General features: G+C 45.8%; 15 protein-coding genes. 12 read left to right on the forward strand and 3 right to left on the reverse strand.

Annotation, left to right across the window (positions count from 1 at the left end; genetic code table 11):
* The first annotated feature begins 38 nt into the window (after positions 1-38).
* From menD to menE, 4 genes are read left to right on the forward strand one after another with little or no spacing between them, the layout of a single operon-like run.
* Positions 39-1,760 carry a 2-succinyl-5-enolpyruvyl-6-hydroxy-3-cyclohexene-1-carboxylic-acid synthase gene (menD, locus tag ACMHXE_RS11210; protein ID WP_101053185.1) on the forward strand — a complete coding sequence of 574 codons (1,722 nt, stop codon included), beginning with the start codon at positions 39-41 and terminating at the stop codon, positions 1,758-1,760.
* Positions 1,760-2,548, forward strand: coding sequence for a 2-succinyl-6-hydroxy-2,4-cyclohexadiene-1-carboxylate synthase (menH, locus tag ACMHXE_RS11215; protein ID WP_101053187.1), 789 nt, complete (start codon positions 1,760-1,762; stop codon positions 2,546-2,548). The genes menD and menH overlap by 1 nt, the downstream gene beginning before the upstream one ends.
* Positions 2,548-3,591 carry an o-succinylbenzoate synthase gene (menC, locus tag ACMHXE_RS11220; RefSeq protein WP_101053189.1) on the forward strand — a complete coding sequence of 348 codons (1,044 nt, stop codon included), beginning with the start codon at positions 2,548-2,550 and terminating at the stop codon, positions 3,589-3,591. Before menH ends, menC begins: the two co-directional genes overlap by 1 nt.
* A gap of 53 nt (positions 3,592-3,644) precedes the next feature.
* Positions 3,645-5,057, forward strand: coding sequence for an o-succinylbenzoate--CoA ligase (gene menE, locus ACMHXE_RS11225; RefSeq protein ID WP_101053191.1), 1,413 nt, complete (start codon positions 3,645-3,647; stop codon positions 5,055-5,057).
* On the opposite strand, the gene ACMHXE_RS11230 is transcribed toward menE, so the two are convergent.
* Positions 5,040-6,254, reverse strand: coding sequence for an EAL domain-containing protein (locus ACMHXE_RS11230; protein WP_413732265.1), 1,215 nt, complete (start codon positions 6,252-6,254; stop codon positions 5,040-5,042). The genes menE and ACMHXE_RS11230 overlap by 18 nt on opposite strands.
* A gap of 309 nt (positions 6,255-6,563) precedes the next feature.
* Between ACMHXE_RS11230 and ACMHXE_RS11235 the strand changes: the two genes are divergently transcribed.
* From ACMHXE_RS11235 to ACMHXE_RS11265, 7 genes are all read left to right on the forward strand, one after another.
* Positions 6,564-7,187, forward strand: coding sequence for a response regulator transcription factor (locus ACMHXE_RS11235; protein WP_101053195.1), 624 nt, complete (start codon positions 6,564-6,566; stop codon positions 7,185-7,187).
* Positions 7,184-8,053 (forward strand): transporter substrate-binding domain-containing protein, encoded by an 870-nt coding sequence (locus ACMHXE_RS11240; protein WP_413732267.1) that lies wholly within the window; start codon positions 7,184-7,186, stop codon positions 8,051-8,053. Before ACMHXE_RS11235 ends, ACMHXE_RS11240 begins: the two co-directional genes overlap by 4 nt.
* A complete protein-coding gene (locus ACMHXE_RS11245) occupies positions 7,984-10,809 on the forward strand; it encodes an ATP-binding protein (protein ID WP_413732269.1) in 2,826 nt (941 codons plus the stop codon). The genes ACMHXE_RS11240 and ACMHXE_RS11245 overlap by 70 nt, the downstream gene beginning before the upstream one ends.
* A gap of 505 nt (positions 10,810-11,314) precedes the next feature.
* Positions 11,315-11,872, forward strand: coding sequence for a fimbrial protein (locus ACMHXE_RS11250; RefSeq protein ID WP_101053199.1), 558 nt, complete (start codon positions 11,315-11,317; stop codon positions 11,870-11,872).
* A 65-nt stretch (positions 11,873-11,937) separates the two neighbouring features.
* Positions 11,938-12,642: a molecular chaperone gene (locus tag ACMHXE_RS11255; RefSeq protein WP_198552041.1), complete on the forward strand. Its 705-nt coding sequence runs from the start codon at positions 11,938-11,940 to the stop codon at positions 12,640-12,642.
* 60 nt (positions 12,643-12,702) lie between these two features.
* Positions 12,703-15,237, forward strand: a complete 2,535-nt coding sequence (locus ACMHXE_RS11260) for a fimbria/pilus outer membrane usher protein (protein WP_413732272.1) — start codon at positions 12,703-12,705, stop codon at positions 15,235-15,237.
* 56 nt (positions 15,238-15,293) lie between these two features.
* Entirely contained in the window at positions 15,294-16,400 is a 1,107-nt protein-coding gene (locus ACMHXE_RS11265; protein ID WP_101053205.1) for a fimbrial protein, read from the forward strand.
* A 109-nt stretch (positions 16,401-16,509) separates the two neighbouring features.
* Here ACMHXE_RS11265 and ACMHXE_RS11270 read toward each other — a convergent pair whose 3' ends face one another.
* Both ACMHXE_RS11270 and fabR read right to left on the reverse strand, forming a co-directional pair.
* Entirely contained in the window at positions 16,510-16,848 is a 339-nt protein-coding gene (locus ACMHXE_RS11270) for a hypothetical protein (protein WP_146225983.1), read from the reverse strand.
* A 462-nt stretch (positions 16,849-17,310) separates the two neighbouring features.
* Positions 17,311-17,925 (reverse strand): HTH-type transcriptional repressor FabR, encoded by a 615-nt coding sequence (fabR, locus tag ACMHXE_RS11275; protein WP_025010659.1) that lies wholly within the window; start codon positions 17,923-17,925, stop codon positions 17,311-17,313.
* Between the two features lie 143 nt (positions 17,926-18,068).
* Here fabR and ACMHXE_RS11280 point away from each other — a divergent pair, with 143 nt between their 5' ends.
* Complete coding sequence (locus ACMHXE_RS11280; protein ID WP_101053207.1) at positions 18,069-19,175, forward strand: acyl-CoA desaturase; 1,107 nt, start codon at positions 18,069-18,071, stop codon at positions 19,173-19,175.
* Positions 19,176-19,223 lie beyond the last annotated feature (48 nt).

Consider the following 19,223-nt stretch of genomic DNA (forward strand, 5'->3'; position numbering starts at 1 on the left):
GGTACACTAATGAGCATTCGATACTGGGTAAGCTGTTTATGCAAATCAATTCTCACGCCGAACTCAATCTCCTTTGGGGTTCCCTCATACTTGAAGAACTGGCACGCCTTGGGGCTCAGCATGTGTGCATGGCGCCGGGCTCGCGCTCCACGCCTCTGACGCTGGCAGCCGCCCGCCAGGACAAACTGAAACAACATCTGCACTTCGATGAGCGAGGACTGGGCTTTATGGCACTCGGACTCGCCAAAGCCAGTCGGGCTCCGGTCGCCATTATCACCACCTCGGGAACAGCCGTGGCCAACTTGTATCCGGCCATCGTTGAGGCCTGGTTGACTCAAGTCCCCTTGGTCGTGCTTTCCGGCGACAGACCGCCGGAGCTGATAGCTTGCGGCGCCAACCAAGCCATACTCCAACCGGCAATATACGGCCAATATGCCAAGCAGTTGAACCTGCCGACACCGGATCTGGCCATAGCCCCTCAGGCACTGCTGACTCAGATTGATGAAGCCGTGGCCAACCAAAGCATGCCGGTCCACATCAATTGTATGTATCGTGAGCCGCTTTACCCAAGCAGCCTGGATGCCCCCAGAAGCCAAGCCATAGAGCACTACCTGCAACCTCTGGCGAGCTGGCAACAGGCAAGCACACCCTATAACCAATATGCCACCAAAGGCATGGGACAAGTCCCAAGTTGGGATACCATGGCGCGTTTTGTTCACGGCAAGGGGGTTATCATCGCCGGCACTCTGGACAGTGCCGATAATCCACAAAAGTTGGTCGAACTGGCCAGCAAACTCGGTTGGCCGCTGCTGACAGATGCCCAGTCTCAGCTGCGCCAACATCCTGCCGCGATAGGCAATGTCGACCAACTGCTGCTCAACCCCAAGGGCCGAGCCCTGCTGCAACAGGCCGACCGGGCACTGGTGTTTGGTGGACGCCTGCTGTCGAAACGCTTGATAAGTTATCTGGAACAGCAGAACTGGCACCAATATTGGCAAGTATTGCCGCAGCAGATGCGCCTGGATCCCAGCCATAAACCCAAGCAGATCTGGCTGGCAGAGCTGCAACAGATAGCCGCCCTTGAGTGGCCACGCTCGTCCTCCGCCAATTGGGCGCTGGAGCTCACCGCCCAGAATGAGGCGCTCAATGAGCTCTTTGTACGCCAAATCGATAACGGCGAGTTCGGTGAGGCTCAGGTGATAAGAGCCATAGCGGCAACCCGCACCGGTGAGCAGCAGCTGTTTATCGGTAACAGCTTACCGGTACGGCTTTATGATATGTTCGCGCCCATCAGTTGCTGCGCCGCCATCACCTATACCAACCGCGGTGCTTCGGGGATAGATGGCCTGCTGGCCAGTGCCTGCGGCGTCGCCAACCACAAGGGCCAGGCCACCACCTTGGTGCTCGGCGATCTATCGGCGCTGCACGACCTCAACTCTCTGGCATTGGCACGCCAGGCTCAGGGGCCATTAGTGATAGTGATACTCAACAATGATGGCGGCAATATCTTCAATATTCTGCCGGTACCAGATGAGCAAGTAAGGGCTCACTATTACCGATTAAGCCACGGGCTGGAGTTTGGTTATGGCGCGGCCATGTTTGGCCTACCCTACAATAGGGTGGAAGACTTCCAGGGCTTTATGGATGCCTACAGTGAAGCGCTCAACTATAACGGCGCCTCGGTTATTGAGGTTTGCGTCAGCCAAACCCAGGCCAGCGACCAGATAGCCAGCATAGGCCAATGGGTAAAGCAAAGCTAATGTTAGCCACAACGACTCAGGGTTCAGCAACCCAGCCGCCTTTGGTGCTGCTGCACGGTTTTCTCGGTAGCAGCCATGATTGGCACGAGTTGCTGCCGCACCTGAGTCAGGACTACTACTGTATTGCGGTCGATCTCCCGGGCCATGGCCGCAGCGGTGATATCCAAATCGACAGCCCAGGCTTCAATGACTGTATTGCCTTGCTGCGTCATACACTGCTCAAGGTTGGCATCCCACGTTTTCACTTATTGGGATACTCGCTTGGCGGCCGTATCGCGCTGCATCTGGCGCAAACCTGGCCCGAAGCACTGCTGAGCCTGCATCTTGAGTCCTGTCATCCTGGCCTGTTATCCCATGATGAACGTCACCAGAGGGCGATGGCCGATAAGCTGTGGGCCGAACGTTTTAACACTATGCCGATTGAGCAAGTGCTGGCCCTCTGGTATCAGCAAGCGGTATTTGCCGACCTATCAAGCGCCGAGCGAGAAGGTTTAATCGAAAAACGCCGCCATCAGCAGCCACTGGGCCTAATTAACTGTTACCAGGCCACCTCACTGGCACTGCAACAGGATCTGCGCCAAGTGCCGGCCAAGCTTGCCTGCCAAAGCCACTACTACCTAGGGGATCTGGATGCCAAGTTTAGCGCTCTTGCCAAGGCCTGGCAGCCGCAAGCCGGATTCAAGCTGCATACCATTGCCGATGCGGGCCATAATAGCCATCAGGCCCAACCCGGCGCTTTTGCCATGGCGCTCAAAGGCGCCCTGAACGCGATTTCAAGGGGTGAATGATGCATCCAGACTCACTGTCACTGGCCCGCTATAGGCTGCCGCTGGAAACCTCACTACCTGTGGGCAAGCAAAGAATCGAACAGAGAGCCGGGCTGGTTATCAAGGCCAGTTGCGGCAATGAAGAACATTTTGTGGAAGTCGCCCCCTTGAGCGGCCTGGATGCCAACGGCGAGCCACTGCTGGGGTTCAGCCGTGAATCACTGACAGAGGTGACAGAAGCAGCCTTGGCGCTGATGCCAGCACTGGCCGCCAAAGAACTTAAGTTGAGTCAGGCGGCCGATGCCTGTCAGTATCCCTCGCTCGCCTGGGGGCTAAGTCTGCTCGATGCCAAACTCAAAGGACAACTGCCACAGCGTTGGCCGGCCTTTGAAACCATTCCACTCATCTATCACAGGGAAGAAGAGCCACTGGCGCTACTGCAACAAAGGCTGGCGGCGCTTCCCGATACGGTTCTCAGAGCCAAGATCAAGGTCGCCCAGACCAGCATGGAGCAAGAGCTCAGACTGATCCATGCTGTATTGGCCGCCAAACCTCATCTCAAACTCAGGCTGGATGCCAATCAGGGCTTTGAGTATCAACAAGCTGTGGATTTTTGCGCTTGTCTGCCCAAGGCCTGCATTGAATATATTGAGGAACCCTGCCGCCGCGCCGACGATAACCCTGCCCTATTCAAGGCCACAGGGATCCGCTATGCCCTGGATGAAACTCTGCTGCAAAGTGAGTTTGTACCTGACTGCAATGACTTCGCAAGCGGTCTCACGGCGCTGGTGCTTAAGCCGATGTTGCTCGGCAGCTTAACCAGACTGCAAACCCTGATCGAACAGGCCGAAGCGGCCGGCGTGCGCGCCCTATTGAGTTCCAGCCTGGAATCTTCTCTGGGAATTGCCGATCTGGAGGCGGTCAGTGCCCTCTTGACCCCCAACGAAGCCCCCGGACTGGATACTCTGGCGCCTTTCGGACGCGATATTATCGTCGGCCAAGGCCATAAGCCCCGTCTGGACTTTGCTGAGCTGGAACTCTTGGGTCAATGGCCCTGTCTGTAACCGCCAAGCTCTGACAGCCTCTGCAACCCCCAATTTCAGTAACAGGAAAGCACATGACCTACTCGCCCCTTCACCTCAGTGGCCAACAGACTCCGGATGCCGTCGCCTTGGTAGAGGGCGGTATCAGCCATAGTTATCAGGCAGTAAGCCGGCAAGTATTGGCGCTCGGCGCTAAGCTTCGAGCCTTGGGGTTGCAGCGCGGGGATAAACTGGCCTGTGTGGCCGCTAACTGCCGCGAGCTGATGTTGTTGTATTGGGCTTGTTTGGATCTGGGGCTGCTCTTTTGCCCGCTGTCACCCAAGTTTCCGGATAGTCAGCTCCAGGAGCTGCTTGAACGTTTACATATTCGCTTTATCTGGTGTCCGGATAATGCCAGGAATAAGCTTTGGCAAACGCGGGATATCACCCGAGTGCAGGCGGATTTTGCCATTCTCGAATCGAATTGTATCCCAGCCGAGATAGCCACTGTCTCGGCCGATACGCCGCTCAATATTATTCTTACCTCGGGCTCCAGTGGCTGCCCCAAGGCCGCAGTCCACTGCCTTAACAACCATATCGCCAACGCCAATGGTAGTCGGCAGTTGATTCCTTTGGCGAGTGGTGATGCCTGGTTACTCTCGCTGCCGCTGTTCCATATCGGTGGCCTGGCAATCCTCAATCGCTGCGCCCTGGCGGCCGCAGCCGTGGTGCTGCCGGACAATAAGCTGACTATGGCGGCGCAGTTGAGGCGTGATGCCATCACTCATCTCTCGCTGGTGGCCACCCAGTTGCAACGCCTTTTGGACGACAGCCCGGAAAGCCTTATGGGAGTGAAGTGCCTGCTACTCGGCGGCGGCGCCATAGGCCAAGGCCTGCTGGACAGGCTATCCCCCTTGAAGGTGAAAGCCTTTACCAGTTACGGCATGACAGAGATGGGCTCGCAGATCACCACGGGAATGGCCCGCAGCGATGGCAGCAGTGGCCGCCTGTTACCCGGGCGCGAGCTCAAAATAGAACAGGGAGTTATCTGGGTCAGGGGCGAGACCCTGTTTATGGGTTACCTGCAGTCGGATGGCAGCATAGTTAAAGAGACCCAAGACGGTTGGTTTTGCACCAAGGACAAAGGCTTCTGGAGTCAGGATGGGCTACTGCATATTCAGGGGCGGGTCGACAATATGTTTATCTGCGGCGGCGAGAATATTCAACCGGAAGAGGTGGAAGCGGCGCTGAAACAGCACCCTGCCATCCTGGATGCCATCGTCTTTGGTGAAGATAACCCTGAGTTTGGCTTACTGCCGGCCGCCATTTTGCGTTATCAAGGCTCACAGGCGCCGAGCGAAGCCGAACTGACCGCCTTCCTGGCAGACAAGCTGGCTCGCTTTAAGCGCCCGAGACACTATTATCCCTGGCCGCAACAGGTTGCCGAGGGGCTCAAAGTGCAGCGCCAGCAGCTTATTGCGGCGCTAAATTCAACCATGAAGCCTTAAAAGTTCATTTTGTAAGAAGTGTTTACAAAAGTCAGCCTCGCTCAATGGATGAGAAAAGTAAAACCCCTGGCCCAGATTGCAACCGAGGTTTTGCAATAGCTTGAGCTGGGCAGCCGTTTCAATACCTTCGATAACCAACTGCATGTCGAGCGAGTCAGATAATGCTATCACACTGGATATCGCAGCTTTGCATCTGGGCTCAGTATCCAGACCGGCCACAAAACAAGCATCCAACTTCATTTGCGAAAAAGGAAGTTCACACAGGCGAGCCAAAGATGAATAAGCAGCACCAAAGTCATCTATCGCCAATTCGCATCCTAGCATGCGTAAACGGATTAAATTTTCCATATTGAGGGCCGGCGCCAATATAAGGCCTGATTCCGTTATCTCTATAGTGACCAGTTTCGGTGGAAGTTTATAATCCCGGATCAATTTGGAGATTTGATATACGAGCTCAGTGGAGTTTAATTGGGAAATGTCCAGGTTGTAGGCGAGTGATAAGCGATAGTTCTGTTCCAACAATCGCTTTTGCAATTTAATCCCCTGACGGAATAATTGGAGAAACATCTCATCCAGCAAGCCATAACGAATGAGAGGTTCGATAAACAGATTAGGATGTAACAACCCGAACACGGGGTGCTGCCAACGCACCAAGACTTCCGCTCCTTCTATTTGTAAATCCGTGACACTGAACTTGGGTTGGTAGAAACCAACGAACTGATGTTCAGTGACCGCTTCCTTAAAATCTCTGAAATTCAAAGAGAACCAATTTGGAAGCAGTTCTGGTTCAGGTGATACCGTCTGCGGTTCGTTCAGTTCACGATAACATTCGATCATAGCGCTCAAGTTTTCAATCGTCGGTGATTTGGCTAAATCACCAAGATACTGAAACCCCAACAGTTTAACCATCTGGGAGACAGCCCGGCGCAGATCTTTGTCGACATCACTGTAAAGGGCTACCCCACGGTTCTTGAACCTGGCTCTAGCCTGGCGCAAAAAAGACAAACCATCGGTTCCAGCCAACATCAAGTCGCAAATTACGATATCGACTTCCCTATGCTGCTGTAGCCAGGAAAAAGCGGCTGTCGCGCAGCCAAAGCTGAAGACTTCCACACAAGTTAACGACTTGAGGTTGTGCTCCAGCACAGTGCGTTGAAAAGGATGATCCTCAAGCACCAACACCTTGCATTTCTTCATTATTTAAGCCAAAAAAACTGATATGGATATAAATAGCAGTTAGCATCATTTATCAGTAAAAATAACTAAGAATTCTTTTATTAAGTTTATATAAAATCCTATATAGCTAAATTTACGCCAACACACCGTAAATGGTCTTTCTCACACTATTCCTAATTTATTTTGAAATAATATAAGTCCGCTAATATTATAATAAATGCAAAACCCAACAGAAAAGGCTGAAAGTTCGGTAGGAAACATCCTACTTACATATGAAAATTATTCTGTAACAATTGATTTGGAATGATTAGAGGGACAGAAGTTTATAATATGAAGAACATTATTGTTGTCGATGACCATCCAGTAGTGATTATGGCTATAAAAATCATACTCGAGCAAAATGGCTTTCATGTCACAGCCACAACAGATAATGGAGTAGATGCGCTAAAACTCATAAGAGAGCACCAACCTGATGCCGTTGTTCTGGATATAGGCATACCACAACTAGATGGTCTTGAGGTTATTAACCGATTGAATAGTTTGGATTTACCACCAAAGATACTGGTACTGACGGCACAGCCTTCTGAATATTTTGTCACCCGCTGCATACAGGCCGGAGCCTCTGGTTTTGTCTCTAAACAAGAGGATCTAACAGAGGTTCTGGGAGCGCTGAGAGCAGTATTATCCGGATATTCATACTTTCCAAATAACGCCTTCATCCATCATAAACAAAATAAACAACTGCCGGAGTCAGATAAATTGGCACAACTATCTGGTCGAGAAATGATGGTACTTCAACAGTTGTCACACGGCCTATCCAATAAAGAGATTGCCGATCGCATGTTACTCAGCAATAAAACCATAAGTACATATAAGACTCGTTTACTGGAAAAGCTTAACGCCCGTACCCTGGTCGATCTTATCGAAATATCCAAGAGAAACCATATCATATGAAAAAAGCCCCTCTTATCCAGGCGCTCTACTTAATATTGATTTTTTTATCTTTAGTTTCACAGCAGGTCAATGGGACAGAGTTGAATACTCCAGGCATTTCTGGCCATGCCGGCATGAGTAAAATTAGGATAATCCTGACCGATGAGCAGTGGCAATGGTTACAACAACAGCAAAGTATCCGAGTAGGAGTTGTTACTCCGGATAACCCACCATTCGATATGACCATGGATGGTAACAGTGACTACTATGAGGGCTTGAGTGCCGATTACCTGCAGCTTTTGTCTGAAGCCCTTAAGCTCAAAATAGAACTACGTTTATTCAATACCAAAGAGGACGCTATCTTAGCTATCAAGGCCGGTAAACTGGATCTGCTAACCGGGGCCTCCGGTTACGAAGCATCCCAAGGGTTGCTGCTAAGTCAGGCTTATGTCGATAATCAAGCTGTATTATGCACTTCAGAAAAACTAGCTGCAGAGCAGACTCCAACCAATATTGCTATGCCTTATGATTATCTGCCGGAGGTCGACCTTGCCCCCCTTCTCCCCAAAGCCCAAATCACTCGATATCCCTCCAAACTAAAAACAGTAGCCGCAGCCGTGTTCGGTAAAGCTGATGCCGTAATCATGGATCTGTTCTCAGCCAACTACATAGTTAACAACTATTTTGCCAAGAAGTTGCGGATAACGAAATTTTTGCCCGTTGAGCCCCAAGGCTTAAGCTTTGCCTTAAGTAATGATAAACAGCAACTTAAAGAAATAATAGATGAAGCATTGAAGCAACTCCCGGAAAGTGAACATTGGGCCATCAAAAAACGTTGGAGTGGAGGCGGCCTGAATCTGTCCAGAAAAAGCTCGATCTGGATCTGAGCGAAACGGAACTGGCTTGGCTAAAGCAACATCAACCGATAAGAATTGCGGCCAATAAGTTCAATGCACCTATGACCTATTTTGATCAGAATGACAGGTTACACGGTTACGCGGCTGACGTTTTGGAGATCATCAAGCTTTATAGCGGAATTGATACCGTCATTATCAAGACACAAAATTTCCATGAAATTGAGCAGCGTCTGCAAGATAAAAGTGCCGATCTAGCTTTGTTATCTCCTTCGGATAAGCGCCAAAAAGAACTGATATTCACTAAAGAATTTTCTAATGCGCCTTTTGTTTTTATCTCCCAAAAAGGTCTTCACTTCAATCAGGAAAAAACCAACTTAAAAATCGCCCTCCCAGTAGCACATATCTCCTCGGAAATACTGCCTAAAGTGTTACCACAAATAGAGGTGGTAGAAGTAAGCAACTACATGGATGCCCTGGAAGCCACCTTAAAAGGTAAAGTAGATGCCACTATAGCTCCACTTGGAATCGCAGACTACTATGTCAATCACTATTATGGGCACAAACTTGCAATACAAGGCATTATTGACGAGTTACCACCGGCAACTGCGGCCTTCGCCACGAGTAAGAGCAACCCTCAATTAATCAGTATTCTCAATAAGGTTCTGGCCATAATCCCTGCCGATGAATTGCAATCTATAGGGAATAGATGGCGCAGCAATGCCGTTCCCGGACAAGAGACTTGGCGCGATTACAAATATACTATTTATTCAATTACTGTTGCTGCAATACTATTGATTACTGCATCTTTAATCTGGGCCTGGTTTACCCGCAGCCACTATATAAAACGGCTTATGGTTAAAAAGAAACTACAACAACAACTTATATTTATGCAAGAGGTGATCGACAGTATTCCCCACCCTATCTATGTCCGTAATACAGAACGCCAACTAATTCTCTGCAACCAAAGTTATTTACAATTCTTCCAAGTATCAGCTCATGACTTGATAAATAGAACTGTGTTGGAACACAGTGATAGGCTAAGTGATGTTCACTTGATAGATCAAAATTATACCCAAGCTATTAGTGAAAACAGAGCATGTTACGAAGACAGGCGCATATATTTGGATGGAAAACTTATTGATGTTTACCACTGGTTCCGACCTTATAAAAACGAACAAAATCAGATCCAGGGTATTATAGGTGGATGGATAGATGTCAGCGACCGCGTCGAATTAATGCAACAGTTAAACTTGGCCAAGGAACAGGCAGAGAAAGCCAGTGTCGCCAAGACTCAATTTTTGGCAACCATGAGCCATGAAATACGTACACCTATGAACGCGATTATAGGCTTGCTGGAGCTATCGATGAAACGATCTCAGAAAAATCTGTATGATTTTAAGTCTATTCGTGTTGCTTATGATTCAGCCAAAGGACTACTGGAACTCATAGGCGATATTCTCGATATAGTTAGAATTGAGGCAGGACAGCTAAGCTTGAACCCAGTACAGACGGAGCTGAAGCAAACTCTGGATTCTGTAATTCGTATCTTCGAAGGTATAGCGATTCAAAAAGGCTTACAATTAATACTTGAGATGTATCCTGAACTACCTAAGTATGCACTGTTAGATCCTCTAAGGGTTAAGCAGATTTTATCCAACCTAATTGGTAATGCCATTAAATTCACCGACCAAGGTAATGTTTGCCTCTCAGCGCTTAAATCGCAAAATTCCAAAGGTCAAACCGAGCTGGTTTTCAAAGTCGCTGATACTGGAACAGGTATGCCAATAGAGGAACAACAAGACTTATTTAAACCTTTCGTTCAGGTTCAAAATGGTGCCCATAATAAAGGAGGGACAGGTCTGGGGCTCCCCATATGTCGCTCCCTGTGTGAAATGATGGGCGGTTCAATTAACTTGGTCAGCGAACCGGGTCAGGGGACTTGTATCAATATCCGAATACCTTTACAAGTTACCAATGAAGCTGCAGCTGAAGAAAGCCCAACATTCCCTTCCTCAGATGTAATCCCTACGGCACAAGTGCAGCATGTGTTGATAGTGGATGATCATCCGGCCAACAGGCTGCTGTTGTCACAGCAACTTAAATATCTGGGGCACAGCATTGATGAAGCGAACGATGGTCAGGAAGCTCTCCATCTCTTCAACCTACACCCCTATCGAATAGTCATTACCGATTGCAATATGCCGGAGATGGATGGTTATGAGCTTAGCCGCAAGCTAAGACAATTGGAACAAAGCCGTAATCTTTCACCGGCGATTATCTTAGGTTACACAGCCAATGCCCAATTGGAAGTCAAAAAAGCCTGTATCTCTGCAGGCATGAATGATTGCCTGTTTAAACCTATCAGTTTAGCTGAGTTGAAAAAAGCCTTGGATAACCTCCACCTGGTGCTCGAGCAAGAACCGCTCAAGCCTAGCTTCCTGCCAAGCACTTTGGACAAATTAACTGGCGGAAACCTGGAGCTAACAGAGCAGTTATTGCTGGAACTGTTAAATGCCAATGAGGCAGATTTAATAAAATTACAAACGGCACTGAATAAGGGGGATGAAGATGATAGCAAAAGCGTAGCCCACAAAATTAAAGGTGCGGCAAAGATTATCTCAGCTACCTCCATCGTCAAACATTGCGAGCAGTTAGAACATGCGGAAACCATAGAGGAAGCCCGTGTAACTTTGGTTTCGCTCAGTGATTCATTGGAACACCTTGCTCGAGATATAAAAGCATATCTAAACTCAGAGAAAAGAGAACCAATGGATTTTATGCTCTAAAACAGACTTAAAACTTTAAAATTATTGAAATGGCACAATACTATTGATTGAGTTAAGTAAAAGCTATTGTGATTAAATAATAAGCTGTCACTGACTTATATTGTGACATTCTCTGTATCAACAACTTATCAAGCTTGCTTTTTACAGTACGCCAGCATAGCATAAGGATTAAATACAGACATTTTAAATCGCACCCAAGACAATATAATAATAACCAAACACTCAAAAAAGTGTCCCTAAAACATAAAGCCCAGTTCAACAACAACAAACCCTGTAGGACTTTTCCTATAGGGTTAATGTTATTTCCGATCTACCCCCCTCCCCCTTTCATATTAGCAACAATTAATTGTAGTATCACCTTCGAAGTGGTTCGAGCTTAGCTTGAATAATATAGAGCTCAAAATTTTATTTTGAGATTTTAGGTTTTACCTAGGTTTCTAAATTCTGCAAGTATACAAGCGCATACCACCTATTCTTTAAATCTTAAGGATTAATAGGTAAACATATGAAGAAAATAATTGTATTAGCGGTATCTTTAGCTGGTTATGCTTCTTTGGGAACTGCCAATGCAGCATCAACAGGTCAAATTCAATTCGTTGGTGAAATCACTGGAGCCACTTGTAATGCTACGGTTAATGGCACTAGCAACGCCACTGTAACACTGCCAACTGTCAGTAATAGCCAACTTCAATCGGCTGGTAATACCGCCGGGAAAACCAGCTTTACCATTGAGTTAAGTGAGTGTACTGCACTAGATTCTATGACTCAGGGTTCTGCTTTCTTCGAGTCGGGCTCGGCAGTCAATATAGCAACTGGTCGTCTTAAAAATACAGCGCCAACTAATGCCGCAAGTAACGTGACATTGCAGTTACGTGACGCTTCATCTGATGCAGCAATCAAAGTTGGCGACTCGACTCAAACAACATCAAACACTTATGTCAACTTGCCGACCACTGCCGGAGGTAAGGCTCAACTGCCTTACACTGTAGAATATTATGCTGAGAATGCAGTAACTGCTGGTAAAGTTAATTCATCAGTAGTTTATTCAATCCAATATAAGTAAACCTTTTATTAAATAGAGATATAGAGGGGGGAGCTCCCCCCCCTATCATCAAAAAGGACAACACTGTGTTTCGCTTCTTTTACCTTATTCTAATTATAGTTTCATTAATATTTACTATAGGAGTTGCACCACAAGCATTAGCCAGTGTGGTCATTACTGGCACTCGTGTAATCTACCCTTCTGATGCGAATGAGGTGAGTGTAAAACTGGATAACAGAGGAAATAATCCAGTGTTGGTTCAAAGTTGGATTGACAGCGGTGAAGTTGATACAAAGCCTGACTTTATCAATGTTCCATTTATCATTACTCCTCCAGTTAATAGAATTGATCCAGATAATGGACAAAATCTAAGAATACGTTACACAGGAGATATTCTTCCAACTGATAGGGAGAGTTTATTTTGGCTAAACGTACTTGAAATCCCCGCCAAGCCAAGTTCCGAAAGCAATGAAAATTATATACAAATGGCATTTAGAACAAGAATAAAGCTGTTTTACCGACCAATTTCATTAGAGTTGGATGTTAAGGACTCTATGGAAAAGATTAGTTTCAACCGACTTGACAATGACACTGTAAGAGTTGATAACCCAACCCCTTTCCATATTTCCTTTGCAAAAATTGTATCCAATAAAAAAGAAATAGATGGCGAGATGGTATCACCATATTCATCTTTGGATTTCCAATTACCTAATCAAGCTGGAAATAAAATTGAAGCAACTTATATCAATGATTATGGCGCCATGAAACTTTTGGAATATTTAGTTAAATAATTATCAGGCTAATGTGGACAACAATATTAGCATTAGCCAAATAACTAAATCGAGGTCAAATTGAAAAAGTTATCAATAAGTAATTTCATTACACTGTTAGTCGTTAGCTATACACTATCATTTGGTTGTAGGATAACTCTTGCTGAGACCTCCACATCTGTTGGCGCATCATCTACTAGCGTTACCTTTGATTCATCTCTATTGAATATGGTTGGATCAGATAGCTTCGATTTAAGCTATTTTCAAGATGGCGCATCTGCCCTTCCTGGTAATTATAAATCTGCAGTATATATCAATAAGATATTACTTGGGTATTACAATATTGAATTCAAGGTAAACAATAATAAAAAAGTATACCCATGCCTGAGTCGAAACTTGATAAAAGATATTCAACTCAATCCAGATGAATTACCCATATCCATTGATAAAAACATCGACTCATGCATTGACTTGAAAAGTTATATCACCACGGCAAACGTTAACTATGATAGCGGAACTCAACACCTTGATATTATTCTTCCTCAAGCGTATCTGTACAATAAAGCAAGGGGAGAAGTTAGTCCTGAACTATGGGATGAAGGCATCAACTCCGGTATTTTTGGATACAATATCAATGGTTACAGCAGCCGTTCCCATGGTGAAGATTACAACTCTTTATTTGCAAACTTTAGAACAGGAATCAATATTGGGGCATGGCAACTAAGACATAATGGTAACTACTCTTCTGTTGAAGGGGGAAGAGAGAACTATAACGCTATCAATACATATATACAACGTGATATCCCTTCATGGAGAAGTAGTGCTTTAGTCGGACAATCAAATACTTCTGGGCAAGTCTTTGATACCTTACCTTTTGTTGGCCTTCATTTGGCAAGCGATAGAAGAATGTTACCTGAGTCTCAGCAAGGCTACGCACCTCAAATAAGGGGGGTAGCGAAAACGAACGCACGAGTTTTTGTCCGCCAAAATGATCAAATCATTTACGAAACTAATGTAACTCCAGGTGAATTTCTGATTAACGATCTTTATCCTACCGGATTTGGTGGGGATCTTGTTGTTACTGTTAGAGAATCCGATGCCAGTGAACACTCATTTAAAGTACCTTATGCTTCTGTAACTCAGTTGTTAAGGCCGGGTACAATACATTATGAATTTACAGCAGGTAAAATTCATAGTGATAACTTATTAAGTGATCCTGATATTTATCAGGCAACTTATCAATATGGTGTTAATAATGCCTTCACTAGTTATGGTGGATTTCAGGCCAGTGACGATTATTACGCCGTGCAACTTGGTGGCGCAATTGGTTCTTCTATCGGTGCATTTGCTATGGATATTACCCACGCAAGAACCCGCTTAGGAGACGGCGTTGAACCTATGGATATTAATAAAAAAGTAGAAAATATAACAGGACAAAGTTATCGACTAAGCTACAGTAAGGCCATCAGCGAAACAAATACCAATCTATCATTGGCAGCATATCGATTCTCAACCGATGGATATATGGACTTTATGACAGCAATGCAAACCCGTGATGCAGTCTCTTTAGGCTATTCACCTGATTTGATTTCCAGATCAAAGAATCGATTTACTATTACAGCAGCACAGAGCCTGCCCGAAAATTGGGGCCAATTTTACCTGAGCGGTTCAATACAAAACTATTGGAACCAACAAGGAACTGAGAAACAGTACCAACTTGGATACAATAACCGTTATAAATTTTTGTCTTATGGTTTGAGTATAAACCGTAGCTTTTCCAGTATAGGAACAGAAGAAACCAACTATTTATTGAGCTTGAGTCTACCCCTTGGGAAAAGTAACTTTTCGCCACAGATGATGGTAGATCTTTCCCATAACACCAATGGCGATAATAGCCAACAGTTAGCAGTATCAGGTGTATATGGTGCAGAGAGTCAATTAGGTTATGGAGCAACTATTACCAAAACGGATAAAGGCGGAACCAGTCATTCACTAAACGCCAATTATCGGGGGCATGCAACCACAGTGACTGGTAGTTATAGCCATGGAGATAACTACAACAGCGCTGCTGCAGGGATAAATGGCACTATCATAGCTCACTCAGGCGGATTGACTCTAACACCCTATGTGGCAAACACCTTTGCTTTAGTTGAGGCTATAGGTGCTGAGGGGGCAAGTGTATCTGCATATCCTGGCATTCATCTTGATAGCAATGGTTATGCTGCAGTTCCTTATTTGAAACCTTATCAGATAAATGAAATTAATATCGATCCAAAAGGAACCCCGGCCGGGGTCGAATTGGAGTCTACCTCTCAAAAAGTAGCCCCTCATGCAGGAGCTGTGGTGAAGTTAAGCTATAAGACCAAGCAAGGTAGTTTGATTCTAGTCAAAGCAACTTATAACGGAAAGCCATTGCCATTTGGGGCTTATGTTACAGATAGTCAAAATAATCATATTGGCACTGTAGGCCAAGGGGGCATACTCTATGCCAGAGTTGAGCAAAATAGTGGAAAATTGAATATCCAATGGTCTGAACTGGAAAACTGCGCAATTGACTATCAAATCAATGAAGAAGCACAAGATGGATTTCATAAACTCAACTCAATTTGTCATTAGAAATAACTCTACCAACAATAAGGGTCAGTTTAGCTTAAAGAACCTGGTGAATCTAAATGAATAATATACAAAAATTTATTGGTATTTTTTTTATTTTCTTAAGTCTTGTGATGCAACCTAAAATGGTTGAAGCCGTCGATTGCTCGCGAACTTCAAATTTTATTGATTCCCAAATGCCTTTGGCTGTTAACAATTTAACAGTTAACCCTGACATGCCTAATGGTACTGTTATTTTTAAGCAGAATTTCTTGTCAGGACAAACGCTATCAGCATATTGCAATGCTTCAAACATTTCATATCAAGCTTATATAGAACATAGCTATAGCTCACGACCATACTCAGCTTCCCCGTGGAAGGGAGGGCCTTATCCGCAAGCCACCATTTATCAAACTGGAGTACCAGGAATTGGTGTAATGATGGCTGCTAATAACAGTCCATTCCCAAGTGATAAGAAGTTTAAAACTCCCACCCAAGAAAATATAAATCGTGATTACCGCTATAATAATTCTCATATAACTTTGCTGTTAATTAAAACAGGAAATGTACGGCCTGGTACAATTAGAGGGATGAACTTACCTACCGGTATTATAAGGTTCAAAGCACCCGGTACAAATTTTTTATGGGCAAGAGTTAAAATACAAGGCACCATCAATATAGTATCACAAACTTGCAATGTTTCGAATGTAAATGTTCCCATGGGACAACATAAAATAGGGGATAAGTTAACCACAACCGGAGCAACAACAGACTGGGTCGATGCATCTATCAGGCTAACTAATTGTCCGAGGTTTTACGGCACCCTCAATGATGGCAATAATACCTACTATAATTACACTACTGGTGCATCCAATACTGGAACTTACACTAAAAACATCTTGGGCGTATCCATATCCCCGAATACAAGCATAATCGATAATAGTCAAGGAATTATGAGCATAAAGTCAACAACGAATAGTGCTAAAGGGGTTGCCATTCAGCTTGCCGAGTTCTCCAATGGGTTTAACCAATATATAAAATTTGGAAATCTTTTAAATTATACTTTATTAAATAACAATAGAACAACTTTTACCATTCCACTGAAGGCAAGATATATCCAAACTGAATCCAAAGTCACTCCAGGTAGAGCTGATGCCACGGCCACCTTCACCTTGACTTACAAGTAATATCACTAAAAGCATAATTGTGAGAATGGCAGTCATCGGACTGCCATTTCTATCAATTTTCAATCAAGGAGCATACTGAAATAACCTTAAGAAAAGTAAGATTAACAAATCAATCTAATGTCATAATCAAAGAGGCTCGCCAACGACGATAATGATATGGCAAAATAGGTTGAGGTAAAACCCAACGAGACTCACTGTCACTCTTGTAAAGTGGAATATCTTGGCTTCTTAAGAAGCTCTCCAAGCGAAAAGGGTGTAAACGACAAAAAATAATGTCACAACCTGCCAACTGCTCAACGTATAACTCGTCTTTTGAAATATGGAGTCCAGTATCCATCAGCCAGTAGAGTGTCTGATGATAAATTTCATATTTATGTTGTTTCAGAAAAGCTATCCCCCAACCTGGTTCAGCTGTTAATGCCAACTCTCGGTAAGTTCTGAAATCCATTGACAGCCTCCCAAAGATAGTTTAGGCAGACTATAAAGACTTGTTTAAAGAATATCGTTAAGAAAAATCCCTATTAATGTACGAAAATTCTGACATTGGAATTATGTCAAATGGCTATTACAGTTCTCTTTTCCAGGCAACTCTCTTTAATGGCATTGTTGGCTAAAACAAATTAAATATATTTCATAGTAAGCTAATGGCGGGTTTTCTAAACTACTACAAATTCGGTCTCCAGGTATCGCAGAAAAATCATCGTCCAGCTTGAAGGCTTAGAGCACTATACCAAAGGCTTATATTCAACGATTCTCTATCCACTAATAATAGCTTGCTTAAAATAAAACATTTAGAAACGGACCTGAGGAGGGAAAAGTATTATAGGGTGTACCAAATCTAAATAGGTCAGGTTTATCTATTCAGATTTGGTTGACCGTTATTTTTTCCAGAAAAATCTACATCCGCAATTTAGCGGCTATCACGCTTTTGCTGCAGCGCTTCGGCACCCGTTGCCACCATTCGCAGTTGAGTCACCAGTCGGTCGGCCAGGATCTTACGATCAGCACGTTTCATATCCAGGGCGGCGGCGCCGGCATTGAACACCAGAGTCACCAATGCCTCAGCCTGTGCCCTGGCCAACTCAGGGCTGCGGCCGGCGGTGTCCTCGGTGTAGTGCGCCAGTTCCGAGATAAAGTGTTCAATCTCCCGCGCCACGGCGGCACGAAAGGCTGCCGAGGTGCCTGAGCGTTCATGCAGCAGGATCCTGAATACGTTGGGGTTGGATTCCAGTACTTCCATAAAGGTGTCGACCGAGATGCGGATAACACTGCCACCGGCCTCGGCGCGCTGACGTCCCTTACGCATCATCTGTCTCAGCGTCAAGCCACCTTCATCGACCATGGTCAGCCCCAGCTCATTCATATCCTTGAAATGACGGTAGAAAGAGGTTGGCGCTATATTGGCTTCCCTGGCCACTTCCCTAAGACTCAGGCTGGAAAAGCTGCGCTCGGCACTCAGTTGATTGAATGCTGCATCCACCAAGGCGCGGCGGGTTTTCTCTTTCTGCTGTGCTCTGATACCCATCTTTATTCCATTCACTGGATCTGTTGCGCAAATAATACAGGCTTTACTCAATAATCACATCCTCGGCTGGTGTCACTGTGATTGTGCTCCAATAGCAACTTAGCGTACACTTGTTAGCTTAAAGCGTTTTGGAAGTCATCATAATGAAAAAACCTCCCCTCATCTGGACCAACCTGATCCTCTTCCTGCTGACGTTTGCCGGTGCCTGTATTCTGGTGCCTTGGCGAGGCATCAGCCATGGCTTTGAGCTCAGCGAGTGGCTCACCTTCGTACTGTTGGCCTTCGCCAGTGGCTTGTCTATCACCGCCGGTTACCATAGGCTGTGGTCACATAAGGCTTATAAGGCTCACCCGGCCGTGCGTTTCCTGTTTGCCCTGGGCGGTGCGCTGGCGTTGCAGAACAGTGCCTTGCATTGGGCTTCGGATCACCGTATCCATCACAAGCATGTGGATGACAATGACAAGGATCCCTACTCAGCGAACATGGGTTTCTGGTATAGCCATATTGGTTGGATGCTCAGGGAATATCAGGCACAACGTTATCACGACTATAACAACGTCAGAGACCTGCAAAACGATGCCATAGTCATGTGGCAGCATAAGCATTATCTGCTGCTGGCGCTATTGATGAATGTGGGCCTCCCCGCTCTGCTTGGCTGGTTGAACGGCGATATCCTGTCGATGTTGCTGCTGGCTGGTCTGCTCCGCCTGGTGGTAGTGCATCACTGCACCTTCTTCATTAACTCGCTGGCGCATATCTGGGGCAAACAACCCTATACAGATCGCAACAGTGCCAGAGATAACGGTGTGCTGGCGCTGTTCACTTATGGTGAAGGTTACCATAACTTCCACCATATCTTTGAAAACGATTACCGCAATGGTATCCACTGGTGGCATTACGACCCCACCAAGTGGTTGATCCGTTTCCTGTCCTGGTTTGGCCTAACAAAAGACCTGCGCAAGAGCCCTCAGGAGCGCATCGAAGCCGCCAAACTGCAGATGCAATTCAAGCGCGCCCAGCATAAGGTGGCCCATCTGCCCAATTGCGAGGAGATCCTGGAAAAGCTGCAGGCAGAGTACGAGGAATTGAAGAGCCACTTGCTGGCCTACTTTGAAGCCAAGAAGGCGCTGCTTGAGGCCCGCAAGCAGCAGTTGGCGGATAAGCATCTGCTGTCTCAGGTAACGGAAATGCGTTTACGTTTTCACGCCCAACGAAAACAATGGCGCCAACTACGAGCCAGCATAGCTTAAGACCTTATCGTAGCCTTGCGAGGTTTGGCGATCGGCTTAACAGAATTT

This window comes from Shewanella sp. BJSY2023SW007 (genome assembly GCF_047314525.1).
Classification (GTDB): domain Bacteria; phylum Pseudomonadota; class Gammaproteobacteria; order Enterobacterales; family Shewanellaceae; genus Shewanella; species Shewanella chilikensis.